At 58.9% G+C, this 24,900-nt stretch carries 26 protein-coding genes; 21 read left to right on the top strand and 5 right to left on the bottom strand.

All coding sequences use genetic code 11. The features are described from left to right. Positions 1-23: 23 nt before the first annotated feature. The 4 genes from ACTQ3R_RS03365 to ACTQ3R_RS03350 all read right to left on the bottom strand — a co-directional run bounded on the left by ACTQ3R_RS03365 (position 24) and on the right by ACTQ3R_RS03350 (position 4,098). The gene (locus ACTQ3R_RS03365; RefSeq protein ID WP_441777984.1) at positions 24-1,448 is read right to left on the bottom strand and encodes an amidophosphoribosyltransferase; all 1,425 of its coding nucleotides are present in this window, start codon (positions 1,446-1,448) and stop codon (positions 24-26) included. A 39-nt stretch (positions 1,449-1,487) separates the two neighbouring features. After that, complete coding sequence (locus ACTQ3R_RS03360; RefSeq protein WP_441777983.1) at positions 1,488-2,174, bottom strand: phosphoribosylaminoimidazolesuccinocarboxamide synthase; 687 nt, start codon at positions 2,172-2,174, stop codon at positions 1,488-1,490. A gap of 65 nt (positions 2,175-2,239) precedes the next feature. Continuing rightward, positions 2,240-2,731, bottom strand: coding sequence for a 5-(carboxyamino)imidazole ribonucleotide mutase (gene purE, locus ACTQ3R_RS03355; protein WP_441777982.1), 492 nt, complete (start codon positions 2,729-2,731; stop codon positions 2,240-2,242). Positions 2,732-3,009: 278 nt separating this feature from the next. Beyond that, positions 3,010-4,098 carry a glycosyltransferase family protein gene (locus ACTQ3R_RS03350; RefSeq protein WP_441777981.1) on the bottom strand — a complete coding sequence of 363 codons (1,089 nt, stop codon included), beginning with the start codon at positions 4,096-4,098 and terminating at the stop codon, positions 3,010-3,012. A gap of 132 nt (positions 4,099-4,230) precedes the next feature. Between ACTQ3R_RS03350 and ACTQ3R_RS03345 the strand changes: the two genes are divergently transcribed. The 17 genes from ACTQ3R_RS03345 to ACTQ3R_RS03265 all read left to right on the top strand — a co-directional run bounded on the left by ACTQ3R_RS03345 (position 4,231) and on the right by ACTQ3R_RS03265 (position 19,610). Further along, entirely contained in the window at positions 4,231-4,803 is a 573-nt protein-coding gene (locus ACTQ3R_RS03345; RefSeq protein WP_441777980.1) for a phosphatase PAP2 family protein, read from the top strand. A 29-nt stretch (positions 4,804-4,832) separates the two neighbouring features. Further along, the gene (locus ACTQ3R_RS03340; protein WP_441777979.1) at positions 4,833-5,681 is read left to right on the top strand and encodes an aminotransferase class IV; all 849 of its coding nucleotides are present in this window, start codon (positions 4,833-4,835) and stop codon (positions 5,679-5,681) included. Between the two features lie 141 nt (positions 5,682-5,822). Next, positions 5,823-6,251, top strand: coding sequence for a bilirubin utilization transcriptional regulator BilQ (bilQ, locus tag ACTQ3R_RS03335; protein WP_441777978.1), 429 nt, complete (start codon positions 5,823-5,825; stop codon positions 6,249-6,251). After that, on the top strand, positions 6,233-7,348 hold the full coding sequence (gene bilR / locus ACTQ3R_RS03330; protein ID WP_441777977.1) for a bilirubin reductase: 1,116 nt from the start codon (positions 6,233-6,235) through the stop codon (positions 7,346-7,348). The genes bilQ and bilR overlap by 19 nt, the downstream gene beginning before the upstream one ends. After that, entirely contained in the window at positions 7,345-7,833 is a 489-nt protein-coding gene (bilS, locus tag ACTQ3R_RS03325) for a flavodoxin family protein BilS (protein WP_441777976.1), read from the top strand. Before bilR ends, bilS begins: the two co-directional genes overlap by 4 nt. A gap of 94 nt (positions 7,834-7,927) precedes the next feature. After that, on the top strand, positions 7,928-8,623 hold the full coding sequence (gene sigK / locus ACTQ3R_RS03320; protein ID WP_441778054.1) for an RNA polymerase sporulation sigma factor SigK: 696 nt from the start codon (positions 7,928-7,930) through the stop codon (positions 8,621-8,623). Positions 8,624-8,847: 224 nt separating this feature from the next. Next, positions 8,848-9,906 carry a TAXI family TRAP transporter solute-binding subunit gene (locus tag ACTQ3R_RS03315; protein WP_441777975.1) on the top strand — a complete coding sequence of 353 codons (1,059 nt, stop codon included), beginning with the start codon at positions 8,848-8,850 and terminating at the stop codon, positions 9,904-9,906. A 169-nt stretch (positions 9,907-10,075) separates the two neighbouring features. Then, complete coding sequence (locus ACTQ3R_RS03310) at positions 10,076-12,055, top strand: TRAP transporter permease (RefSeq protein ID WP_441777974.1); 1,980 nt, start codon at positions 10,076-10,078, stop codon at positions 12,053-12,055. Positions 12,056-12,191: 136 nt separating this feature from the next. Then, positions 12,192-12,671 carry an Lrp/AsnC family transcriptional regulator gene (locus ACTQ3R_RS03305; protein WP_441777973.1) on the top strand — a complete coding sequence of 160 codons (480 nt, stop codon included), beginning with the start codon at positions 12,192-12,194 and terminating at the stop codon, positions 12,669-12,671. Beyond that, complete coding sequence (locus tag ACTQ3R_RS03300; protein ID WP_441777972.1) at positions 12,668-13,855, top strand: aminotransferase class I/II-fold pyridoxal phosphate-dependent enzyme; 1,188 nt, start codon at positions 12,668-12,670, stop codon at positions 13,853-13,855. The genes ACTQ3R_RS03305 and ACTQ3R_RS03300 overlap by 4 nt, the downstream gene beginning before the upstream one ends. Positions 13,856-13,878: 23 nt before the next feature. Then, on the top strand, positions 13,879-14,478 hold the full coding sequence (thrH, locus tag ACTQ3R_RS03295) for a bifunctional phosphoserine phosphatase/homoserine phosphotransferase ThrH (protein ID WP_441777971.1): 600 nt from the start codon (positions 13,879-13,881) through the stop codon (positions 14,476-14,478). Between the two features lie 37 nt (positions 14,479-14,515). Beyond that, entirely contained in the window at positions 14,516-14,731 is a 216-nt protein-coding gene (locus ACTQ3R_RS03290) for a hypothetical protein (RefSeq protein ID WP_441777970.1), read from the top strand. After that, on the top strand, positions 14,724-14,951 hold the full coding sequence (locus ACTQ3R_RS03285) for a hypothetical protein (RefSeq protein WP_441777969.1): 228 nt from the start codon (positions 14,724-14,726) through the stop codon (positions 14,949-14,951). Before ACTQ3R_RS03290 ends, ACTQ3R_RS03285 begins: the two co-directional genes overlap by 8 nt. Then, positions 14,941-16,227 carry a DUF1015 domain-containing protein gene (locus ACTQ3R_RS03280; protein ID WP_441777968.1) on the top strand — a complete coding sequence of 429 codons (1,287 nt, stop codon included), beginning with the start codon at positions 14,941-14,943 and terminating at the stop codon, positions 16,225-16,227. Before ACTQ3R_RS03285 ends, ACTQ3R_RS03280 begins: the two co-directional genes overlap by 11 nt. 15 nt (positions 16,228-16,242) lie before the next feature. After that, positions 16,243-17,094, top strand: a complete 852-nt coding sequence (gene ispE / locus ACTQ3R_RS03275) for a 4-(cytidine 5'-diphospho)-2-C-methyl-D-erythritol kinase (protein ID WP_441777967.1) — start codon at positions 16,243-16,245, stop codon at positions 17,092-17,094. Between the two features lie 84 nt (positions 17,095-17,178). Beyond that, positions 17,179-17,799 carry a stage II sporulation protein R gene (gene spoIIR, locus ACTQ3R_RS03270; RefSeq protein ID WP_441777966.1) on the top strand — a complete coding sequence of 207 codons (621 nt, stop codon included), beginning with the start codon at positions 17,179-17,181 and terminating at the stop codon, positions 17,797-17,799. Positions 17,800-17,966: 167 nt separating this feature from the next. Next, positions 17,967-19,610 (top strand): SulP family inorganic anion transporter, encoded by a 1,644-nt coding sequence (locus tag ACTQ3R_RS03265; RefSeq protein ID WP_441777965.1) that lies wholly within the window; start codon positions 17,967-17,969, stop codon positions 19,608-19,610. Between the two features lie 47 nt (positions 19,611-19,657). Here the strand turns inward: ACTQ3R_RS03265 and ACTQ3R_RS03260 are convergent, their stop codons facing one another. Further along, on the bottom strand, positions 19,658-20,284 hold the full coding sequence (locus tag ACTQ3R_RS03260) for a Crp/Fnr family transcriptional regulator (protein WP_441777964.1): 627 nt from the start codon (positions 20,282-20,284) through the stop codon (positions 19,658-19,660). A 108-nt stretch (positions 20,285-20,392) separates the two neighbouring features. Here ACTQ3R_RS03260 and leuC point away from each other — a divergent pair, with 108 nt between their 5' ends. The 4 genes from leuC (at position 20,393) to ACTQ3R_RS03240 (ending at position 24,766) form a co-directional block, all read left to right on the top strand. After that, positions 20,393-21,655: a 3-isopropylmalate dehydratase large subunit gene (gene leuC, locus ACTQ3R_RS03255; protein WP_441777963.1), complete on the top strand. Its 1,263-nt coding sequence runs from the start codon at positions 20,393-20,395 to the stop codon at positions 21,653-21,655. Between the two features lie 149 nt (positions 21,656-21,804). Then, on the top strand, positions 21,805-22,290 hold the full coding sequence (locus ACTQ3R_RS03250; RefSeq protein WP_441777962.1) for a 3-isopropylmalate dehydratase small subunit: 486 nt from the start codon (positions 21,805-21,807) through the stop codon (positions 22,288-22,290). Beyond that, a complete protein-coding gene (gene leuB, locus ACTQ3R_RS03245) occupies positions 22,287-23,363 on the top strand; it encodes a 3-isopropylmalate dehydrogenase (protein ID WP_441777961.1) in 1,077 nt (358 codons plus the stop codon). Before ACTQ3R_RS03250 ends, leuB begins: the two co-directional genes overlap by 4 nt. 203 nt (positions 23,364-23,566) lie before the next feature. After that, positions 23,567-24,766 carry a pyridoxal phosphate-dependent aminotransferase gene (locus ACTQ3R_RS03240; RefSeq protein ID WP_441777960.1) on the top strand — a complete coding sequence of 400 codons (1,200 nt, stop codon included), beginning with the start codon at positions 23,567-23,569 and terminating at the stop codon, positions 24,764-24,766. The last annotated feature ends 134 nt before the right edge of the window (positions 24,767-24,900 follow it).

Genomic DNA, 24,900 nt, shown 5'->3' with positions numbered 1-24,900 from the left:
CAGATTGATCGGACAGAACCTGATTACTCCTTGCCCGTCCAGCAATAGGTACAAACCTTATCCCGGTCCAGACCGATGGCCTCCAACAGGCCGTCCAGGGACTGGTACCCCAGGGAATCAAATCCGAATTTTTCGCAGATCGACTTGAGCAGACAGGAGCCGCGCTCGGTGTTCACATCGGAGTACTCCTCCAGGTGCTTTTGCCCCTCGTCTCCCTCCAGCTCCTGAACGGTGCGCCGGGCCAGCAGATCCATATCCGAGTTGCCGCGGGAGAAGTTCAGGTACTTGCAGCTGTACATAATGGGAGGACAGGCCGAGCGCATATGCACTTCCTTGGCCCCGGACTCATAGAGAAAGTCCACCGTCTCCCGCAGCTGGGTGCCCCGGACGATGGAGTCGTCCACGAACAGGAGCTTTTTGTCCTGAATGAGCTCAGGAACGGGAATCTGCTTCATCTTGGCCACCTGGTTGCGGACCTCCTGATTGGTGGGCATGAAGGAACGGGGCCAGGTGGGGGTATACTTGACGAAGGGACGGGCAAAGTGAGCCTGGCTCTCGTTGGCGTAGCCGATGGCGTGGGGAATGCCCGAGTCGGGAACGCCGGCCACATAGTCCACCTCCGGGCACTGGCCGCGCTTTTTCTCGTCCCGTGCCATGATGGCACCGTTGCGGTAGCGCATGACTTCCACATTGACTCCTTCGTAATTGGAGTTGGGGTAGCCGTAGTAGGACCAAAGGAAGGCGCAGATCTTCATGTCCTTGCCGGCGGGGGAGAGGGTCTCAAATCCGTCAGCGGTGATTCGGACGATCTCCTGAGGGCCCAGCTCATAGGCGTCCTCATAGCCCAGCTTGTGGTAGGCGAAGGACTCAAAGGATACACAGTGGCCCTGATCGTTTTTGCCTACCAGCACAGGCAGACGGCCCAGCTTGTCCCGTGCGGCGATGATCTCGCCCTTGTCGTTGAGGATCAGCAGGGTGAGAGAGCCCTGGATCTCCTGCTGGGCGTGAAGAATGCCGCTGACCAGGTCGTCTTTCTGATTGATGAGTGCGGCGGCCAGCTCGGTAGAGTTGATTTTCCCGGAACTCATGGCCATGAACTGGTGGCCATGGTCGGAAAAGTACTGCTGTACCAGCTCCTCAGAGTTGTTGATGATGCCCACGGTGGTGATGGCGTACAGCCCCAGGTGGGAGCGGACCATCAGAGGCTGAGGGTCCGTATCGCTGATGCAGCCAATGCCGCTGCAGCCGTGAAACTCAGTCAGGTCCTTCTCAAACTTGGTGCGAAAAGGGGTATTTTCAATGGAGTGGATCTGCCGCTGGAAGCCGTCCTGGGCGTCATGAATGATCATGCCGCCCCGGCGGGTACCCAGATGGGAGTGGTAGTCCACCCCGAAGAAAATATCCAGGGAGACGTCGCGCTTGGAGACAGCGCCGAAAAAACCGCCCATTCTTGTTACTCCTTCGTTAAAACTCAGACTGTGGGGGGATTAGGCGAAGAACAGCTTGGACAGGGTCATAGGATCGATGTACTTGCCGTCCTTGTACACACGCATGTTGCCGGAGGCCACCTCGTCAATGAGCATGACCTGGCCGTCGGCGTCATAGCCGAACTCAAACTTGATGTCGTAGAGGACCAGGCCCTTCTCCTTCAGGTCGTCAGCCACGATCTGGGTGATCTTCTGGGTCTCCTCCTTGATGGCGTCGTACTGCTCCTCCGTCATCACGCCCAGCACCACCAGGCCGTCCTTGGTGACCAGGGGATCGCCCAGGGCGTCATTTTTAAAGGTGGTCTCCACATAGGCGGGCAGATCAGCGCCCTCCTCGATGTAGTCGCCGTAGCGGCGCAGGAAGCTGCCCACGGCCTTGTGGCGGCAGATGACCTCCAGGCCCTTGCCGAACACCTTAGCGGGCAGAACCTCCATGGTGGTATCCTCCAGGTTGGCGGAGACGTAGTGGGTCTTCAGGCCGGCGGCATTGATCTTTTCAAAGAAGTAGATGGACATGCGCAGGTTGACATCGCCCACGCCGTCAATGGTCAGGCCAACGGAGTTCTCACCGGGATCGAACACGCCGTCCTTGCCGGTGCAGTCGTCCTTGAACTTCAGCAGGTAGTTGCCGTTGTCCAGAGCAAACACGTCCTTGGTCTTACCAGTGTAAACAAGCTTCTTTTCCATGATGATGTCCTCCGATCAAAAATATAATATAAAATGAAGTGGAAAGGAACAAACAAAGCAGGTTATTATCCCAGCTCCGCCTGGAGCTTCTGCTCCTTCTGGGCGATCTGGGCGGCCATGTCGGCGCGGGCCTGGTCCAGCTTGGCGGCCAGCGCGTCATCGCTGACGGAGAGGATCTGGGCGGCCAGCACAGCGGCGTTTTTGGCGCCGTTGATGGCAACCGTGGCTACGGGGATGCCGCTGGGCATCTGAACGGTGGCCAGCAGAGCGTCCAGGCCGTCCATGGCTCCGCCCTTCATGGGGATGCCGATGACGGGGAGGGTGGAGTTTCCGGCGAATGCTCCGGCCAGATGGGCGGCCATACCGGCGGCGCAGATGAGTACGCCGAAGCCGTTTTTCCGGGCGCTGGAGGCAAATTCCGCGGCGGCGGCGGGGGTGCGGTGGGCACTGAGAATGTGGGCCTCATAGGGGATACCAAAGGCCTTTAACTGCTCGCAGGCCCCCTTGACCACAGGCCAATCGCTGTCAGAACCCATAATAACCGCGACTTTTTTCATAGGGATAGCTCCTTTCAAAAAAGATTCAGGCCATCTGTATGGTGTGTACAGACAGCCTGGAGATTTTTACCGGTTCCCTTTGGACAGATTGAGGCCGTGGCCAAAAATGCTCTGGGGACAAAACAGGGGAAAGCGGAGCATAGGGCACACCTCTTTCTATCGATCAATTAGAGTTTTATTTTATCGAAAAAACGCGTCCTTTGCAAGAGGGCATGCGATTTTCGTAGGCTTGAACAAGAGAAACGGGAAGAAACTGGGAAAATCTTGGTGTTCAAATCCTAAAGAAGGCCGGCGGTGGTGAGAATGCGGGTGACCGCGGCGCTGCGCAGGGTCCAGGCGGCTGCGGCCGCGTGGTTCTGGCGGCGCTGGGAGACAAAGCCGGGGACCTCATTCAGGGCGTGGGCGCAGAGGGTGACAAACTCCTCCTCATCGTGGGCAGAGTAGACCACATCGGGAAAGGGCTCCACCTGGTCGGGCCACACCATGGAGACGATGGGCTTGCCTGTGGCCAGGTACTCATAGAGCCGGGGAGAGACCACGTCGTCATAGGGCCTTTGGTTACGCAGCAGCTCCACCAACGCATCGCAGCGGTAGAGCCAGTTTGGAACTTCATTCACCGGCCGGGAGCCGGGGATGATCACATTGGGCTGGCGCTTTAGGTAGGGGAGCAGGGGATTGCCCTTTTCCCTCCGGCCCAGAAGCAGAAAGGTCCAGTCCGGCCGGTCCAGAGCGGCGTAGAGGATGGGGGTCAGGTCCAGATCAGCCCAGATGGTCCCTGCCCACCCGAAGAGAGGACCCTTCACCTGGGGCAGCGGGTCAGAGCGGTCAAATTCCGGGGCAAAGAGCGGAAGATTGATGCCGTTGGGCAGCAGGACGATATTGCTGCTGCAGGGAGAAAGCCGGTCGGCCAGCTGAGGGGAGGCGGCGAAGACTACATCAGCGGCCTGGGCCAGGCGGCCCTCCCAGTGGGGGGGCAGGTCTTCCCATTCCCGGTCACAGTCATAGACCAGGGATTCATAACTCAGGTGGTCCAGCACATGCACATGCTCCGGGCTGGTGACCCACAGCAGGGGCTTTAGAAAACGGTGCCGGGCCGCTTTGGCGGCGATAAAATGCCCGATATACCGGCGCTGGGCCCGGAACATGGCGCCGTGGCGCTCCTTCAGAGGGAGCAGGGGTACGGGCAGAGTATAGGCGGTCACATTGGGCCGGACCTGGAGGCCCTTTTGATATAGGGCGGAATCCTTCCAGTGCTGGCCGGGGGAAAAATAAAGAATTTCTGCGTCCCGCATGCGGGAAATAAGCTGCTGGGTGCGACCGGGAAGCCGGCTCCAGGGCTCGGTGGACAGGCAAATGATTTGCTTCAAGGAAAAGCCTCCCCTCCGGTAAAGGTTGACGAATGGAGAATTTTCTCTTATTATAATATGAGACGGGGAAGACAGTCAAGCCGCTGGGGCGAAGGGTGTCGGAACCGGAGAATCTGCAAGGAGAAAGTGTAAATGCTAGAAACTTTACAGCAATTGGACGGCAGCATTTTGCTCTGGATACAGACCTTACATCTGAGCTGGCTGGACCCGGTGGTTGCCCTCTTTACTTCCCTGGGGAACGCGGGGCTTTTATGGATCGTCCTTTCTCTTGCCATGGTGTGCTGGAAACCGACCCGAAAGGCGGGGGCCGTGGCGCTTCTGGCCATGGTGCTGGGGCTGCTGGTGACCAATGTGACCATCAAGCCCCTGGTGGAGCGCGCCCGGCCCTGGCTGGATCTGCCCATTACCCCCCTGGTGGTAGAGAAGGATCCCCATTCCTTCCCCTCGGGGCACACCTGTGCCGCCTTTGCCGCGGGAATGATTTGGCTGCGTGCCTTGCCCTGGAAGTGGGGGAGGGTGCTGGCGGTGGTGCTTGCGGTATGTATGGGACTGTCCCGGCTCTATGTGGGAGTCCACTATCCCACCGATGTTCTGGCCGGTGCGGTGATCGGCTCGCTGTGTGCCTGGATGGCCTGGAGACTTTTTATCTGCTGGGAAAAGCAACATCATAAGCTGGGCGGCCCAGGGGCCGTTTCCAATCAATGAGAACTGAAACAGAGAGAGGAGAAACCATTATGTGGAAAACTGTCGGTTACTATAACGGCGAGATGGGCCCTCTGGAGGAAATGAAGGTGCCCATGGGGGACCGGGCCCTGTACTTTGGGGACGGCATCTATGAGGCCACCTGTGTGGCCAACCGGGTGCCCTTTGCCCTGGATGACCACCTGGACCGGATGTATAACAGCCTGCGGCTGCTGGAGATCCCCTTCCAAAAGGACCGGGACTGGATGAAAGCGGAGCTGCAGAAGGTCATCGATGAGGCGGAGGATTCTCCCGTCCATTTCCTCTACTGGCAGATCTCGCGGGGAGTCTGCCCCCGGAACCATCCCTTCCCCAAGGATGTGGAGCCCACCCTTATGGCCTATGTGAAGCCCCACACCATGAAGCCTATGGATAAGCCCTATAAGCTCATCTCCATGGAGGACATTCGCTTCAAGCTGTGCAACATCAAGACCCTGAACCTCATCCCCAGCGTACTGGCCAACCAGCGGGCGGTGGAGCGGGGCTGTGACGAGGCGGTGCTTCACCGGGGCAGCCGGGTGACCGAGTGTGCCCACAGCAACATCTCGATCCTAAAGGACGGGGTGCTGTGCACCGCCCCCACCGACGAGCTGATCCTGCCGGGTATCACCCGAAAGCACCTGCTGGCCCTGGCCAAGGAGAACGGCATCCCCACCGATGAGACGCCCTTCTCCATGGTGGAGCTGATGAATGCCGACGAGGTGATCGTCACCAGCTCCAGTGCTCTTTGCATGATGGTGGAGGCCATCGACGGCATCCCCGTGGGCGGCAAGGATCGGGGACGGCTGAAGCTTCTTCAGGACGCTTATCTGGCCAAATTCCAGCGGGAGACCGCCAAGTAAATACGTACTGTACCTATGACCGCCGGGACCTTCGGGCCCCGGCGGTTTTTTGCTTGTCCGGTCGTGTTTTAAAAAAGAGGACTTGACAAAGTCAAGTAATTGAGATAAACTTGACTTAGTCAAGTTGAAAGGGGGAGACCAATGACTGAGACGTTTTCCTACCGCTGCATTACCTTTTACCGCAGCTTTGTGGCCTATACGTCCCGCCGCCTTCAGGAGCTGGGGCTGAGCTTTGGGGTATTGTTTCTTCTTGTCTATGTAGGCAAGCACCCGGACTGCACCCAGGGGGAGCTGACCCAGGCCCTGGAGCTGGACTGGGGCTATTGCCAGCGCAGTGTGGTCAAGCTGGTGGAGGACGGTTTTCTGCTCCGGGAGCGGAAGGGCCGGGCCTATCATCTGGATTTGAGTGAAAAGGGGCGGGAGGCCTTTGACCTGAGCCACCATTTCTTTTCGGAATGGGACGAGCAGGTGCTGAGCGCGTTTGGGGAGGAGGAGCGGGAACACCTGTTTTCCCTGCTGAACAAAGTAAACATCAAGGAAGGAACCGACCCATGTACGAAACCATTCTGAGCCCGGTAAACTACGGCGGGCTGACTTTAAAAAACCGAATCATTTTTGCCCCTACCTCTATGGGACTGCCCAGAGAACAGTGGATGGCACGTCTGCGGGCCATCGCGGCGGGTGGGTGTGCGATGATCATCCTCGGAGACATTCCGGTAGGAAAGCATGGCTTTGGCCCCTCACTATACACCCCAAAGGGGCGTGCCTTCTATCAGGAGCTGGCCCGGATGGTCCATGGAGAGGGGTGTATGTTGTGCGCCCAGCTGCATCAGTCGGACTCCAACCTAAAAGCTATGCTCAAATATGTACCGGGGATTCTGAGTAAAAAAATTTCCATGGAACAGTTGCGTCCTCTGCTCAATGAGGAAGTAGGCCCTTATATTACCGGGCTGTCCGAAAAAAAGGTGCGGGAGATCACCTCCAGCTTTGGCGCTGCCGCCGGACTGGCCAAAGAAGCTGGATTTGACATAGTCCAGGTCCATGGGGACCGGATGTGCGGCAGCTTCAGTTCTGTCCTCTATAACCATCGGCAGGATGCGTACGGCGGCAGCGTGGAAAACCGGGCCAGATTTGCGGTAGAGGCGGTGGAAGCGGTGCACCGGGAAGTGCCGGAGCTGCCCATTGATTTCAAACTGGCAGTCCGGCAGGAGCATCCCCACTACGGAAACGCCGGCATGCTGGAAGAGGAACTGGAGATTTTTGTCCCCCTGCTGGAGCGGGCGGGTGTGACCAGCTTTCATGTGACGCTGGCCAACCATGGCAGCCTCACCGATACCATTCCTCCGGCCAATCACCCGCAGTTCGGACAGGAGGGCTGTTTTCTCGGCTTCTGCGACCGGGTGCGTGCTTTGACGGACCGTCCCATTTGCGCAGTGGGCGGGCTGACAAACCCGGATTTTATCGAAGAACAGCTTGCCGCAGGAAGAATGGACTGCGCTGCCATGAGCCGGCAGCTGATCGCCGATCCCAATTGGCCGAAAAAAGTAGCCGCAGGTGAGATTCAAAATTTGCGCCGCTGTGTGCGCTGCAACCAGGCATGCCTGGGGGGCATGATGGCCCACAAGGGCGTCCACTGTATTTATGATAAAAAGGAGGAAACAGCATGAGCTATTCCATTGTGTACAGCAGCAAGACGGGGAATACCGCCCTTCTGGCCCAGGCCCTGCGCAAGTGTCTGGGGGAGGAAGACTGCCTCTATTTTGGACCGCCCAGCGCCCAGGCGCTGGACGCCCAGCGGATCTATGTGGGGTTCTGGACGGATAAGGGGACCTGTGACGGGGAGACGGCCCAGTTTTTGGCTACCCTTACAGGGCAGGAAGTTTTCCTCTTTGGCACGGCCGGTTTTGGTGGGGAACCCGATTATTTTGCCAAAATCCTCGCCATGGTAAAAGAGGAGATCCCGGAGAGCGTGAAGGTGATCGGGGAATATATGTGTCAAGGAAAAATGCCTGACACGGTGCGCCGCCGCTATGAGCAGATGGAGGACAGCCCCCGCAAGCAAATTATGCTGGCTAACTTTGACCGGGCCCTGGCCCATCCCGGCAGGGAGGATTTGGAGGCCCTGGCAAAGGCAGTGCTGGCCGCACATTAAACGATGAAACCCGCCCGGATGGCTCAGTCCGGGCGGGTTTTTGGCGCATAGGGACGGGCAGGCGGGGAATAAGCTGGGGCGGAGGTGTTGAATGATGTTGTCCCCCGTGATCTATTTAATGATGAATGGGATCTTCTTCACGCTGCGCCTGTCCGGGGGCGGAGGGTCCTTCCCCAGACCCCTGAAGGCAGCGGAGGAGAAGGAATATTTGCAGCGGTGTGCCCAGGGTGATCTGGAGGCGCGGAATCTGTTGGTGGAACATAACCTCAGGTTGGTGGCTCACATTGTAAAAAAATACTATGCGCAGACCGGAGATCAGGATGACTTGATTTCCATCGGCACCATTGGGCTGATCAAAGGGATTTCGACGTTCAAGGCAGATAAAAATGTACGCCTTGCTACCTATGCATCCCGTTGCATTGAAAATGAGATCCTGATGCACTTTCGTTCCCAGCGCAAGCTTCAGGGTGAGGTGTCCCTGGCGGATACTCTGGAGGCGGCGGGGGAGGGGGGCTCCCTGTCGCTGATGGATGTCATTGCAGTGGATGACAATATGCTGGAGGAGCTGGATACCCGAGATGCCTGCGTCAAGGTACGCAGCTGCGTAAAAACCTGCTTGACCCCCAGAGAGCGTACCATCATTACTATGCGCTATGGGTTGGATGGACAGACGCCTCGTACACAAAGGGAAATCGCTGGTCAGTGCGGTATCAGCCGATCCTATGTCTCACGCATTGAAAAGAGGGCGTTGGAGAAGCTGCACCAGGGGATGGAGGGCTGGACGCCTTGAAATTTCTGGGTTTGTTAAAGGAAAAACAATCCTTTGTTTTTTAAGTTCAAAGCATAATTGAGTTTAATAAAATTAAAGTGAAAGAGCAATTTACTTTTGAATATTTTGTCGAAGACGAGGGGAGAGGAAAAATTCTATTGCTTTTTACGATGTAATGTACTATAATAACCATGCAAGTGCAGATTGCTTTGCAAATCCAAACTTGGAAATTGGAGGAAAGAAAAATGAAAAAGAAGATTGCGATTGCTCTTTCCCTTGCCATGGTTATGAGCATGGCGCTCACCGCTTGCGGTGGGAACACTGCCTCTTCCGGCAGCCAGGCATCCTCCGGCAGCCAGGCCGCCAGCTCCGGTGCTACCAGTGAGTCCGTGATCGAGACCGTTAAGGGCGGCAAAGAGGGCGGCACCAGCCTGAACTTTACCACTGGCGGCGACCAGGGTACTTACTACGGCTTCGGCGGCGTTGTGGCCCAGAAGGTGGGCGATGCCACCAGCACTAAGGTGACCGCCATCGTGTCCAGCGGTTCCCAGGCCAACATTGAGAACATGGAGGCTGGCGATGCTCAGCTGGGCTTCGTGCAGTCCGACGTTATGGCCTATGCCTACCAGGGCATCCGTAACTTTGAGGGTGAGCCCATCACCGACTTCTCCACCGTGGCTGCCCTGTACATGGAGCAGGTTCAGATCGTCACCCTGAACCCCGACATCAAGACCGTGGCTGATCTGAAGGGCAAGAGCGTGTCCATCGGTGCCCCCGGCTCCGGCGTGTACTACAATGCCGTTGACGTGCTGGCCGCTTACGACATGACCGAGAGCGACATCAACGCCACCTATGAGGACTTCGGCACCAGCGCTGAGTCCCTCCAGGACGGCAAGATCGACGCCGCTTTCGTGGTTGCCGGCGCTCCCACCACCGCTATCACTTCTCTGTCCACCACCAAGGACGTGTACCTGGTCAACCTGGACGACGAGCACATTGCCAAGCTGCAGGAGTCTTCTCCCTACTACAGCAAGGCTGTGATCTCCGCTGACACCTACAACATGGCCGCCGACGCCACCACCGTGGCTGTGGTCGCCACTGTCATTGCCCGGGACGACGTGTCCAACGAGGACGTGTACAACTTCCTGTTCGGTACCTTCGAGAATGCCGAGGGCCTGGCCCAGGCGCACTCCAAGGGCGCTGAGCTGGACCTGGAGTTTGCCGCTTCCAACACCGCCGTTCCCTATCACCCCGGTGCTGCTGAGTACTTCGCCGAGAAGGGCATCGAGGTTCCCACCAAGTAAGTGAATCCAGCCTGCATAATCTGATTTTAGGGCGGCTGCAGCGGGCCCAGCCCGCCGCAGCCGCCCTTTCTTTGTGTATCCCGCGGTGCAGATGCGTCCGCGCCTGGCGGGACGCGGAGGCATGTGTTCCGTAGACACTGTGTCGACGCGAGGAGAAAGGAGATAAAATATGGAGTCGAAAGACAACAAAAAGCTGGTGGACAGCCAGGCGGAAGAAGTCGATACTTCGGTAGGTACCGCCGCCGACGTGGATGAGGTCATGAAAAAGTATGACCGTGAGTCCAACACCCGTATTTGGGAGGGAACACCCAAGCTGATCGTCAAGGCGATCATGGTGCTCTTCTCTGTGTACTGCATTTACGTGACCCTGTTTGTGAATGGTCTGCTGGAGATCCGGCTGACCCGTTTCCTGGCGTTCATCCTGGTCATTGGCTATTTGAACTTCCCCATCAAGAAGGGGATCACCAAGGTCAACTACCTGCCGTGGTATGACTGGATCATTATGATCCTGGGTGCAGGCTCGTTCCTGTACTTCTCCTTCCGTGCCCGTGAGATTTTGATGCTGGCTACAAAGGTGTCAAGAGACCCGGCCATGGTGGCCATTGCCATCATCGGCACGCTGGCGCTGGTGGAGCTGTGCCGCCGGTGTGTGGGCCTGCCCATTCTGTGTGTGGCCGGTGCCCTGCTCATCTATACCTTTGCCACCGTCCGGTTCGGCAAGGTGATCTATGACCTGTTCTTCACCACCAACGGCATTATGGGTACCCCGGTGCAGGTGTGCTCCAAGTACATCGTGGTGTTCATCATCTTCGGCGCGTTTCTGGAGCGTACCGGTATTTCCAACTTCTTCATCAACCTGGCCAACTCCATTGCCGGCTCCTCTGCCGGCGGTCCCGCCAAGGTGGCCGTGATTTCCTCCGCCCTGTGCGGCATGGTGTCCGGCTCCTCCGTGGGCAACACCGTGACCACCGGTTCTGTGACCATCCCCATGATGAAGCGTACCGGCTATAAGCCCGAGTTTGCCGGCGCGGTCGAGGCCTCTGCCTCCACCGGCGGCCAGATCATGCCCCCCATCATGGGTGCTGCCGCCTTCCTGATGGCCGAGTACATGGGCATCCCCTACGGCCAGGTGGCCCTGAAGGCTATCCTGCCCGCCGTGCTGTACTTCACCGGCATTTACATCGCCGTCCACCTGGAGGCCAAGAAGCTGGGCCTGAAGGGCATTCCCCGCAGTGAGCTGCCCCGCATTGTCAGCCTGCTGCCCAAGATCTACCTGCTGCTGCCCTTGGTGGTGCTGGTAGTCATGGTCTCCCTGAATATGCGCACCATGCAGTTCTGCGCGGCTGTGGCCATCATCATCACCATCCTGGTTGGCCTTGTGAACAAGGACGACCGCATTACCCTGGCGAAGTTCTTTGACGCTCTGGAGGCTGGCGGCAAGGGCACCATCACCGTAGCGGTGGCCTGTGCCATGGCTGGTATCGTGGCCGGCTGTATTACCTCCACTGGTCTTGCTTCCAAGCTCATCACCGCCATCGTGGCCGTGTCCGGCGGACGGGCCTTCATCGCCCTGTTCCTGACCATGCTGTGCTGTATCGTCCTGGGCATGGGCGTACCCACTACCGCCAACTACTGCATCATGGCTTCCACCTGCGCGCCCATCCTGATGAGCCCGGAGATCGGCATTCCTGCCGTGGCCGCCCACTTCTTCGTGTTCTACTTTGGCATCGTGGCCGACATCACCCCGCCCGTGGCTCTGGCCGCCTACGCCGGTTCTGCCATTGCCAAGGCTCCGCCTATGAAGACCGCTTTCAATGCCACTCGTCTGGCCATTGCCGCGTTCATCGTGCCCTATATCTTCGCCATGAACCCGGCTATGCTCTTTGAGTTTGACGTGACCGGCTTTGCCGCGGTGCTCCAGGTGATTCAGATCTGCGTCACCTCTCTGCTGGGCATCTTCGGCGTGGCTGCCGCCCTCAACGGCTTCCTGTTCAAACCCATGAACATCTTCTTCCGTGTGCTCATGGCTGCAGGCGGTCTGGCTATGCTGGTGCCCGAGCCCATCTCCGATGTGGTGGGCCTGGTCATCGTGGCCGGTATCTACGTCTTCCTGCGCATGACCACCAAGAAGGAAGCGGCTGCCGCCTGAGCGGCGGATGCGCGATCCCTTCCCAGACCTCCCAAAGCCGCAGGCCCAAATAGGGCTTGCGGCTTTGCTTATCATCGATTATAATAAAAAGAAACCGGAAGGGACCGGAAATTCAATGATTTTGGAGGGAACGTCCATGGAGAAGCTGCTGGAACTGCTGGAGCAGGACTGCACCATGTCCACGGCTCAGCTGGCCGCCGCCGCTGGAGTGCCGGAGGCAGAGGCAAAGGCCGCCATTAAAAAATATGAGGACGAGCGGGTTATTTTGGGCTATCAGGCCATCATCGACTGGGACCGGGTGCGGAAAGAGACGGTGACTGCCCTGATCGAGGTAAATGTGACGCCCCAGTCCATCGACGGCTTTGACCGCATTGCTGAGCGCATCTACCAGTATGACGAGGTGGAGAGCATGTATCTCATGAGCGGTTCCTTTGACCTGGCCATCATCATCTCCGGGCGCACCCTGCGGGAAGTGGCCATGTTTGTGGGCGACCGGCTGTCCACCATCCAGGGCGTCACCGGTACGGCGACCCACTTCATTTTGAGAAAATATAAAGAGAAGCACCTGGTGTTCCGTCCCCAGGAGCCTGAGGAAAGGGAGTACATCTTCGTATGAATTACGACAACATCCTGAATGAGAAGATTCAGGGGATCAAACCCTCTGGAATTCGGAAATTTTTTGATATTCTGGAGGAGATGACCGACGCCATTTCGCTGGGCATCGGTGAGCCTGACTTTGTCACCCCCTGGCACATCCGGGACGCGGGCATCTACTCCCTGGAGCGTGGCCACACCAAATATACCTCCAACGCCGGTATGCTTCAGCTCCGGCGGGAGATTGCCGCCTACCTCAATCGCCGCTTTGATTTGCAGTACGACTACAACGGCCAGATCCTGGTCACTGTGGGCGGCAGCGAGGCCATTGACCTGGCCCTGCGGGTGCTGATCAATCCTGGAGATGAGGTCATCGTCCCCGTACCTTCCTTTGTGTGCTATGGCCCGCTGACCGAAATGGCCGGGGGCGTGCCAAAATATATTGAACTCAAGGCGGAGGATCAGTTCCGCCTTACCCCCGAGCAGCTGAAGGCCGCCATCACCGACAAGACCAAGGTGCTGGTGCTGCCCTTCCCCTCCAACCCCACCGGCGGCATTATGGAGCGCCGGGATCTGGAGGCCATTGCCGAGGTCCTGCGGGGCACCGATATCATGGTCATCTCCGACGAGATCTACGCCGAGCTTACCTATGGTCAGCGCCATGTATCCCTGGCCAACCTCACCGACATGTATGAGCGCACCGTGGTGGTCAACGGCTTCTCCAAGAGCCACGCCATGACCGGCTGGCGCATGGGCTATGTGTGTGCCCCCAAGCCCATCATTGCCGCCATGACCAAGCTGCACCAGTTTGGCATCATGTCTGCCCCCACCACCAGCCAGTACGCCGCCGTAGAGGCCATGCGCAACGGGGACGGGGATATCGAGCACATGCGGGAGGAGTACGACCGCCGCCGCCGGTATCTGGTGGAAAACCTCAACCGCATCGGCCTTTCCTGCTTTGAGCCCAAGGGCGCCTTCTATGTGTTCCCGGATATCCGTTCCACCGGCCTGACCAGTGAGGAGTTCTGCGAGCGCTTCCTCATGGAGGAGAAGGTGGCCGTCATTCCCGGCAACGCCTTCGGCCCCGGAGGTGAGGGCTTTGTCCGGGCCTGCTACGCCGCGTCCATGAAGGATATCGCCGAGTCCATCGCCCGGATGGACAACTTCCTGACCAACCTGCGCCGCAAGCAGGGACGGGAAGGCTGAGGATGAGAAAAAGGAGCATGGAAATGAATGTTGTCTGTTTGGATATGGAGGGGGTCCTGGTCCCCGAGATCTGGATCGCCTTTGCCGAGGCCAGTGGGATCCCCGAGCTGAAGCGTACCACACGGGATGAGCCCGACTATGATAAGCTGATGACCTGGCGCCTGGGCATCTTGAAGGAGCATGGACTGGGCCTCAAGGAGATCCAGGCCACCATCGCCACCATTGACCCCCTGCCCGGAGCCAAGGAGTTTCTGGACAAGCTGAGAAGTGAGACTCAGGTCATCATCCTCAGCGACACCTTTGAGCAGTTTGCCAAGCCCCTCATGGAAAAGCTGGGCTGGCCCACCATTTTCTGCAACACCCTGGAGGTGGGGGAGAATGGGGAGATCACCGGATACAAAATGCGCTGTGAGAAGTCGAAACTTACCACAGTGAAGGCCCTGCAGTCCTGCGGCTTTGACACCATTGCCGCCGGAGACAGCTTCAACGACTTGGGGATGATCCAGGCCAGCAAGGCGGGCTTCCTCTTTAAGAGCACCCAGGCCATCAAGGCCGACCACCCGGAGCTTCCTGCCTTTGAGGAGTTTGACGAGCTGCTCCACGCCATCGAACAGGCCCTGTAAGAACGAGCCATCGGGGAAACGCTTGGGAGGTAACGCTATGTTTTTCGGCTATTGCATCCTCTTTGCCGCTATTTTGGCCACAGCATATTTTTTCTGTGGGATGATCGGCGGGGAGATTATGGCGTATATCCTGGGATTTGCGGTCCTGGTGGCAGCCCTGGCCGCACTGGCTACCATTGTGACGAAGCTTGGGGATCTGGAAGAAAAGATCGACAAGCTGCTGGGGCAGAGAGGGGACGACAGCCATGAATAACGGTCTGAAATTTGCCGCCTGGGCGGCCCTGTTCGTCTTTGTGATCTACCTGCTAGCTTCCATGTTTACCGGGCCGGGACGGGACGACCAGCTGCTGCTGGACGCGGTGCTCACGGGCCTGGTGCTCTCCGGACTGTGGATGGTCTGGAATAAGCAGAAGGAAATGGAACAAAAGCTGGACAAGCTCCTGAAAGAAAAGAAGGGTACACATGAAAACTAATTTTCCATTTCAGCCGGCCAATATCCTCCTGCCTCAGAACTGTGATCTGAGCCTGTGGAGCGTGGTGGCCTGCGATCAATATACCTCCCAGCCGGAGTATTGGCAGCGGGTGGAGGAGCGGGTAGGCCGTTCCCCCTCGGCCCTGCGCCTCATTCTGCCCGAGAGCTGCCTGGAGGGCCCCAACGTGGAGACCGACATCATGGAGATCAATACCACCATGACCCGGTATCTCCGGGAAGGCCGGTTCCAGGAATATCCCCACAGTCTCTTTTACGTGGAGCGCACCCTGGACTGCGGCAAGACCCGCCGGGGCCTTGTGGGCATGGTGGATCTGGAGCAGTATGACTACGAGCCTGGCTCCGGTGCGCCCATCCGGGCTACGGAGGGCACTGTCCTTTCCCGCATTCCGCCCCGTGTGGCGGTGCGGAAGAATGCCCCCATCGAGCTGCCCCATGTGATGCTCCTGGCCGACGATCCCGGCAGGACGGTGATCGAGCCGCTGAGTGCCCAAAGGGGAGCAATGGAGCCGGTCTATGACTTTGAACTGATGGAACAGGGCGGCCACATCAAGGGCTGGAAGCTGGGAGACCAGGAGCAGGCGCAGGTCTTTGCCGCCCTGGAGGCCCTGGCCGACCCCGCTGCCTTCCAAACACGGTATCATTTGGAGCAGGCGCTGCCGGTGCTCCTCTTTGCGGTGGGAGATGGGAACCACTCCCTGGCCACCGCCAAGGAGTGCTATGAGCGCGCCAAAAAGCTGACCCCGCCGGAGCAGTGGGCAAATCTGCCCTCCCGGTACGCCCTGTGTGAGCTGGTGAATCTCCACGACGAATCTCTGGAGTTTGAGCCCATCCACCGTGTGGTTTTCGGTGTAAAGCCAGAAGACTTGCTGGATGCGCTCATGGCCTATTATCCCGGCGCTGTCCAGGGCCGGGGCGAGGGGCATGTGCTGTCCTTTGTGGCCAGCCGCTGGAGCAAGGGGGAGATCACCGTGACAAATCCCCGGCAGCAGCTTCCGGTGGGGACCCTGCAGGTCTTTTTGGACGAGTATTGCGCGGCCCATCCGGGAAGCCGGATCGATTACATCCACGGCGCCGATGTGGCCCAGAGGCTGGCCCAGGAGCGTGAGGAGGCCATTGCCTTCCTCCTGCCGCCTATGGGCAAAGAGGAGCTGTTCCCCACGGTGATCCACGACGGGGTGCTGCCCCGTAAGACCTTCTCCATGGGGGAGGCCCACGACAAGCGCTTTTATTTGGAGGCAAGAAAAATTCGGGAGTAAAGGGATGGTGTTGTCATGTTCATCCAGGCAAATGCAAAGCTGAATCTCACCCTGGACGTGCTGTCCAAACGCCCGGACGGCTACCACGATATGCGGATGATCATGCAGTCCATCACTCTGGCCGACGACCTGACGGTGGAGCCTCTGGGTTGGAATGAGCTGCGGGTCAAGACCAATGTGCATTTTTTACCCAATAACGAGAAAAATTTGGCCGCCCAGGCTGCCCTGCGGTACTGGGAGGCACGGGGGCAGGAGCCCCAGGGACTGGAGATCGCCATTACAAAGCGCATTCCCATCTGTGCCGGTATGGCCGGGGGGAGCAGCGATGCCGCCGCGGTGCTCCGGGCGCTGAACGAGATGGACGCCGCTCCGGTGGAACAGGAGGCTCTGGCGAAAATCGGGGAGATGGTGGGGTCCGATGTGCCCTACTGTGTTATGGGCTGTACCGCCCTGGCCGAGGGCAGGGGAGAGGTGCTCACCCCGCTGCCGCCTTTGCCAAAGTGCTGGGTAGTGGTGTGTAAGCCCGACTTTCCCATCTCCACGCCCGCCCTTTTTGCCCAGATCGACCGGGTGCGCCTGCGCCGCCATCCGGATACGAAGGGAGCCATAGAGGCCCTGGAGGCCGGGGATCTGGCCGGGGTGGCCCGCCGGATGTACAACGTCTTTGAGGATGCCCTTCCCAAACGCCAGCTTGCACGGGTGTGTGAGATCAAAAACGAGCTCATCCGCTGCGGAGCTCTGGGGGCCAGCATGAGCGGCACCGGGCCCACTGCCTTTGGCCTGTTTGAGCGGGAAGAGGAGGCCCAGGAGGCCTATGCGCGCCTGCGGGAGACCAGCAATGAGACTTTTTTGACCCAGACGGTTTAAAATGATTAGAAGCCGCCTATACTGTAAAGCAAATTAGCTTTATGGTATTGGGCGGCTTTTTTGCCGCCTTGAAAGGAGACGGCAATGGATCGGAAACTGAAATGTTGGGAATTGTCCCTGATGTTTGGGCTGCTGGTGGCAGTAGCTGCGGGGAGCTGGCTGGGACAGGAGCAGCGGGAGCTGGCAGACAGTGTCATCCGCTTTCATGTGATCGCCAATTCGGACAGCCAGGCCGACCAGGCTCTGAAGCTGCAGGTGCGGGACCGTGTGCTGGCCCAGGCGGAGACCTTTTATCCGGAGCATGCCACCCTGTCTGAGGCACGCTCTGCCCTGGAGGCCCATCTGGATGAACTGGCCCAGGCGGGCCAGGCGGTGGTGGAGGAAGCGGGGTACCCTTACCAGGTCACTGCCCAGCTTACCAACTGCTGGTTCCCCACCAAGGAATATGAGGGCTTTGCCCTGCCCGCGGGGAATTACAATGCCCTGCGCATTGTCATTGGGGAGGGGAAGGGACAAAACTGGTGGTGTGTGGCCTTCCCGCCCCTGTGTCTGGGAGCAGCCAGTGAGACGGTGGAGGAGGCTACCCAGGCCGGCTATTTTACCCCCGGCCAGGCGGCCCTGGTGACGGAACAGGACGAGGGCTATGTGCTGAAATTCAAGAGTATGGAGCTGCTGGGCCAGCTCCAGGGGCTGTTTTCTGAATAGAGGAGAGAATTTCTCCGCTGACAAGGGTTCCGGAAGGCCGGAACCCTTGCATTTTTGCAAAAAATGATGCAAAAAGCAGGGAAAGCTGTAAATAAATCCTTGCAAAAGAGGGGAGGAGCGCTTATGATAGAGGGGTGTGTTAAAAAACTGTTAAGGAGAGCGCGTTTATGAGAGAGTTGACCCCCCAATTGGTCCATTCCTTAAAGAGCTATTCCAAGGAAAAATTTGTAAAAGATCTAATTGCCGGCATCATTGTCGCCATCATTGCCCTGCCTTTGTCCATTGCCCTGGCCCTGGCCTCTGGAGTGTCCCCGGAGCAGGGCCTCTATACTGCCATCGTGGCGGGCTTTGTCATCTCCGCCCTGGGCGGGAGCAAGGTGCAGATCGCCGGTCCTACCGCCGCCTTTGCCACCATTGTGGCCGGGGTGGTGGCCCGCAGCGGCATGGCCGGACTGGCCACCGCCACCGTTCTGGCGGGCGTGCTGCTGATTCTGATGGGCGTGCTGCGCATGGGCAGCATGATCAAGTTTATTCCCTATACCATCACCACTGGCTTTACCGCCGGCATCGCCGTGACCATCGTCATCGGCCAGCTGAAGGACTTCTTTGGCCTCACCTTTCAGAACGCTCCGGTGGAGACCATGGAGAAGCTGGAGGAGGTCATCCATACCTTTCACACGGTGAACCTGACCGCCGTTGGGGTGGGGGTGCTGGCCCTGGCCATTTTGTTCCTGTGGCCGAAGCTCTTTCAGAAGATTCCCGCCTCTCTCATTGCAGTTCTGGTAACGGCAGGTGCTGTAAAGGGATTAGACCTGCCGGTGAATACCATCGGGGACCTGTACACTATTTCCGGCAGCCTGCCCTCGCTCCAGCTGCCCGACTTCTCCTACGGCACCATTTCCGCGGTGCTGCCCGATGCCTTCACCATTGCGGTGCTGGCGGCCATCGAGTCTCTGCTGTCGGCAGTGGTGGCCGATGAAATGATCAAGGCCCGTCACAACTCCAACATGGAGCTGGTGGCCCAGGGGGTGGGCAATGCTGCCTCCGCCCTTTTTGGAGGGATTCCGGCCACCGGGGCCATTGCCCGTACTGCTGCCAATGTGAAAAACGGAGGCAATTCTCCGGTGGCGGGCATGGTCCACGCGGTGGTGCTGCTGCTGGTGCTGGTGCTGCTCATGCCCTACGCCGCCCTCATCCCCATGCCCTGCATTGCGGCCATTTTGTTCCAGGTGGCCTACAATATGAGCGGCTGGCGCACCGTGGTGAGCATGGTCAGGCATGCCCCGAAAAGCGATGTGGCGGTGCTGGCCCTCACCTTTGTGCTCACGGTGGTCTTTGACCTGGTGGTGGCCATCGCCGTGGGCCTGTCCCTGGCCTGCCTGCTGTTTATGAAGCGCATGGCCGATGTGGCCGAGATCAAGGAGTGGGACTATGTGGAGGAGACCGATGACGACACCGGGCGCATGATGCCGGTGCCCAACCATGTGATGGTCTATGAGATCACCGGGCCTATGTTCTTTGGGGCGGCGGACAAAATTCCCCACATGGACCGGGACACCCACCGCCGGGTGCTGGTGCTGCGCATGCGTGCGGTGCCCGGAATGGACATTACGGCCCTCAATGGCCTCATGCGCCTGTACATGGAATGTAAGGACAAAAACATCCAGGTGGTCTTTTCCCATGTGAACGAACAGCCCATGTCTGTGTTCAAAAAGTCGGGCATGTACGACCTGGTGGGGGAGGAGAACTTCCAGCCCAACATTCATGCGGCCATTGCCAGGGCCGTGGAGCTGGAACAAGAGCCTGTATAAACGAATCCGAAGGAAAACGGCGGGGATGCTTCCCCGCCGTTTTTTGCTTATTTACATTGCTGGTCCAAGGCATAGGGGTCCAGCACCCGTACGGTCCCATAGCCGACGTCCACCAGCCCCTCTCGGGCAAAGGCGTTTAAAATCCGGCTCACCGTCACCCGGCTCACCGACACGGCGGCGGCAATGTCCTCCTGGGTGCAATGGGCCTCTCCGCCGTCAGGGGAGAGGGAGAGGAGAAACCGGCCCACCCGCCACCGGGCGGGGCGGAAGGCCATCTGGTCCACCTGGCCGGACAGCAGGCGCACCGTTCGGGCCAGATATTTCATCATGGCCAGGGCCAGTTCCGGATGTTTGGCGATCTCCTGGGTGACCAGCTCCCGGTCAATGGCCACGATCTGACAGTCGGTGAGGGCCATGGCGGAGGACACACGGGGCAGCTCGTCAAAGAAGGAGGCCTCGCCAAAGAGGCTGCCTGCGCCGTACACATGGAGGATGCGCTCCTCACCGTCCTCCGACTGGATAAAGCTCTTTACCCGGCCGCTTTTCAGGTAGTAGAAGCAGGTGGCCGCGGTATTCTGCAAATAGATCAGATAGCCCGCCCCGCAGAGGATCGGGGGACGGCTTTGGGCAAAGGGCTCCCAGATGTGGGCGGGGAAGTCGGGGGTGAAGTCCATAGACGCTCGGCCTTTCGTAGAATTTTTTCAATTGTAACATAGTTTACATTCTTTTGACAAGGGGCCTGGTAAGATAGGGACAAATCATCCGACAGGGAGGAATATTCCATGGGAATGACCATGACACAGAAGATCCTGGCCAAACACGCCGGGTTAGATCAGGTAGAGGTAGGCCAGCTCATCGAGGCGAAGCTGGATCTAGTCCTGGGCAACGACATCACGACTCCGGTGGCCATCACCGAGTTTGAAAAGGCGGGGTTCACCCAGGTCTTTGACAAGGACAAGATCGCCATTGTTCTGGACCACTACACCCCCTGCAAAGATATCAAGTCCGCCCAGCTGTGCAAGCAGGCACGGGAATTTGCCCACAAGCACAGCATTACCAATTTCTTTGATGTGGGTCAGATGGGTGTGGAGCACGCCCTGCTGCCTGAGAAGGGCCTGTGTGCCCCCGGTGAGATCATCGTGGGTGCCGATTCCCACACCTGCACCTACGGGGCTCTGGGGGCCTTCTCCACGGGTATCGGTTCCACCGACATGGCCGCCGGCATGGCCACGGGCCTGCTGTGGTTCAAGGTGCCTGCCGCCATCAAGGTCACCCTGAAGGGAAAGCTGCAGCCCCATGTGTCCGGCAAGGATGTCATCCTTCACCTGATCGGTGAGATCGGGGTGGACGGGGCTCTCTACCAGTCCCTGGAGTTTGCCGGGGAGGGCGTTGCCTCCCTCACCATGGACGACCGGTTCACCATCTCCAACATGGCCATCGAGGCCGGCGGAAAGAACGGCATCTTCCCTGTGGACGAAAAGACCATGGAGTACATCAACGGCCGGGTGAACCGCCCCTGTGAGGCCTTCCAGGCCGACCCCGACGCGGAGTATGTCCGGGAGGTAGTCATTGACCTGGATCAGCTGGAGCCCACCGTGGCCATGCCCCACCTGCCGGAGAACACCAAGGTGGTCAGCGAGGTGGCCGGACTGCCCATCAACCAGGTGGTCATCGGCTCCTGCACCAACGGCCGGATCCAGGACCTGCGCATTGCCGCAGCCATTATGAGAGGCAAGAAGGTGGCCCCCAACGTGCGCTGCGTGGTCATTCCCGCCACCCAGGAGATCGTGCTCCAGGCCATGAAGGAGGGCCTCATTCAGGACTTTATCGAGGCCGGCGCCGCTGTCTCTACTCCCACCTGCGGCCCCTGCCTGGGCGGCCACATGGGCGTGATGGCCGAGGGGGAGCGTACCGTCTCCACCACCAACCGGAATTTTGTGGGGCGCATGGGCCATGTGACCAGCGAGGTCATTCTGGCCTCTCCCGCCGTGGCGGCCGCCTCCGCCATCGCCGGCTGCGTGGCCGACCCCCGCACGCTTTCTTAAAAGAAAGCTAGAATGTTGTGCGAAACTGCGTTTCGCCTCTGGGGTGTTCGGAAGGGGAGAGAAAAGAAAAAGTCTGATTCGTTTTCTGTTCCCGGCTCTGATTCCCGGTTTCGCTTCGATTTCCAACAATCAGAAAGGAATGACGTTCCATGAAGGTTTATAAATACGGCGCCAATGTAGACACCGATGTCATCATCCCGGCCCGGCACTTGAACGATCCCTCTCCCGCCGCTCTGGCCTCCCATTGTATGGAGGACATCGACGAAACCTTTGCTTCCACCGTCCAGCCTGGGGACATCATTGTGGCAGGACCGAACTTTGGCTGCGGCTCCTCACGGGAGCATGCCCCTCTGGCCATCAAGTCCTGCGGCGTGAAGTGCGTCATTGCCCCCTCCTTTGCACGCATTTTCTACCGCAATGCCATCAACATTGGGTTCCCCATTGTAGAGTGTCCCCAGGCGGCGGAGGAAATCCAGCCCGGTGATGAAGTGGACGTGGACTTTTCTACGGGTATCATCACCGATGTGACCCAGGGCAAGACCTGGCAGGCGGCTCCTTTCCCTCCCTTTATTGAGGGGATCATCCAGAGCGGAGGCCTGCTCAACTCCCTGAAAGCGCGGGGGGTGGCGAAATGAACTATAAGATCGCGCTGATCCGGGGCGACGGCATTGGCCCCGAGGTGGTGGGCGAGGCCGTGAAGGTCATGGACGCCATCGGTGAGAAGTTTGGCCACACCTTTACCTATACGGATGTTTTGATGGGCGGCTGCGCCATCGATGCGGTGGGTAAGAGCTATCCCGATGGCACCGCCGAGGCCTGCAAGGCCTGCGATGCCGTCCTGCTTGGCGCCGTGGGCGGACCCAAGTGGGGCCACTCCACCGACCCCCAAAAGCGGCCGGAGACCGCTCTGCTGTCCATCCGCAAGGATCTGGGGCTCTACGCCAACCTGCGCCCCGCCGCCCTGCGTCCCGCCCTGGCCGAGGCCTGCCCCCTGAAGAAGGAGACGGCGGAAAAGGGCATTGACCTGATGATCGTCCGGGAGCTCACCGGCGGCATCTACTTCGGCAAGCGGGAGCGCTACCAGACGGAGGACCGGGGGGAGGAGTGCGCCGACCGCATGGCCTACTCTGAGATGGAGATCGAGCGCATTGGCCGCCGGGCCTTTGAGCTGGCCCGGCTCCGGGGCAAGAAGGTAGCCAGCGTGGACAAGGCCAACGTGCTGGAGACCAGCCGCCTGTGGCGGGCCGTTATGCACCGTCTGGCGGAAGAATATTCCGATGTGCAGTATGAGGACGTGCTGGTGGACAACGCCGCCATGCAGCTGGTCCGGGATCCGGGGCAGTTTGACGTGGTGGTCACCGAGAACATGTTTGGAGATATCCTCTCCGATGAGGCCAGCATGATCACCGGTTCCATCGGTCTCTTGCCCTCCGCCTCCATCGGGGACCAGGCCCCCGGCCTCTACGAGCCCATCCACGGCTCCGCCCCGGACATCGCCGGGCAGGACAAGGCCAATCCCATTGCCACCATTCTGTCTGTGGCCATGATGTTCCGCTATTCCTTCCACCTGTCCCAGGAGGCTAAGGCCATCGAGGATGCGGTGGATGCCGTCCTCAACGAGGGCTGGCGCACCGCCGACATCGCCAAGGCGGGGGAGCAGGCGGTGGGCACCATCCGCATGGGCGAGCTCATCCGCCAGCATCTGTAAGGGAAAAAACCACCGGCCGTGGCTGGCGGTCAAATGTCTATTTTGCATTTTGAAAAGGGGAGCTGTGTCACAGCCCCCCTTTTTTTATGCCTTTTCCCTAAAATTGAGAAAATTCTGCAAATTTCCAATTTACCTCTTGCATTTTTGGGTCGGCACACATATAATAATGCGTGCATGATTTAAGTAACGGGAGGAATTTTGGTATGAAGGAACTTTCCAAACTGGCCCTGGGCGTGGAGCCCTCTACCACCATGGCCATTGACAGTATGTTCAAGCAGATGAAGGCGGAGGGATTGGATGTCATTGGCTTCGGCGCCGGTGAGCCCGATTTCGCCACCCCTGACCACATCAAACTGGCCGGCATTGCCGCCATTCATAATAACGATACCAAATATACCCCCTCCGCCGGTACTCTGGAGCTGCGCAAGGCGATCTGCCAGCGGCTGCGTGAGGACTGCGGCCTGGAGTATGAGCCCAGCCAGATCGTGGTGTCCAACGGCGCCAAGTCCTGCGTGTATGAGGCCCTTCGGGCCCTGGTGAACCCTGGGGACGAGGTCATCCTGCCCGCGCCCTACTGGGTGAGCTACATTGAGCTCATCAAGATGGTGGGCGGTGTGCCCGTGGTCATCGAGACACGGGAGCAGGACCAGTTCAAGCTGACCGCTCAGGAGCTCCGGGAGGCCATCACCCCCAAGACCAAGTGCATGATCCTCAACAACCCCTCCAACCCCACCGGCATGATGTATTCACGCAAGGAGCTGGAGGAGATCGCCAAGGTCTGTGTGGAGGAGGACATCTATGTCATCTCCGACGAGATCTACTTCCAGCTGGTCTATGATGAGGAGGAGTTTGTGAGCTTCGCCTCCATCAGCCCCGAGGCCAAGGAGCGCACCCTGATCATCAACGGTGTGTCCAAGTCCTACGCCATGACCGGCTGGCGCATCGGCTATGTGGCCGCCAACCCCCAGGTGGCCAAGGTCATCTCCAACTATGTCAGCCACTGTGCCGGTTCTCCCTGCGCCGTCTCTCAGAAGGCCGCCCTCACCGCCTACACCGCCTCTCAGGAGATGGTGGAGACCATGCGCCGCGCCTTTGAGCGCCGCCGCAACTATATGGTGGAGCGCATGAACCAGATCGAGGGCGTCAGCTGCATTCGCCCCCACGGCGCCTTCTATGTGATGATGAACATCGAAAAGCTCATCGGCAAGGAGATGCACGGCACCGTCATCAAGGACGCCGACGACTTCGGAAACCTCTTCCTGAAGTACGGCAAGGTGGCTGTGGTGCCCGGCACCGGCTTCGGCGCCCCCAACTTTGTCCGCTGGTCCTATGCCACCTCCCGCGCCAACATTCAGGAGGGTCTGGACCGTCTGGAGCGCTTCCTCAAGGGCGAGGTCATCTGATTTTTATCCTGCAAACGACTCCCCTGGCCTTTTGGCCGGGGGAGTTTTTTGTTGGAAGGGCCTGGGCAGGGGAGTGTGGGTGTCGTGGCCTGTTTGCAAAAGTTCTGTAAATTTTGCCGAGGGGAGTGGCGAAA

Origin of the sequence: Lawsonibacter sp. LCP25S3_E2 (assembly GCF_052117285.1) — a bacterium.
In the GTDB taxonomy this organism is placed as follows: Bacteria; Bacillota; Clostridia; order Oscillospirales; family Oscillospiraceae; genus Lawsonibacter.
This window is presented reverse-complemented; position numbering and strand designations above follow the sequence as displayed.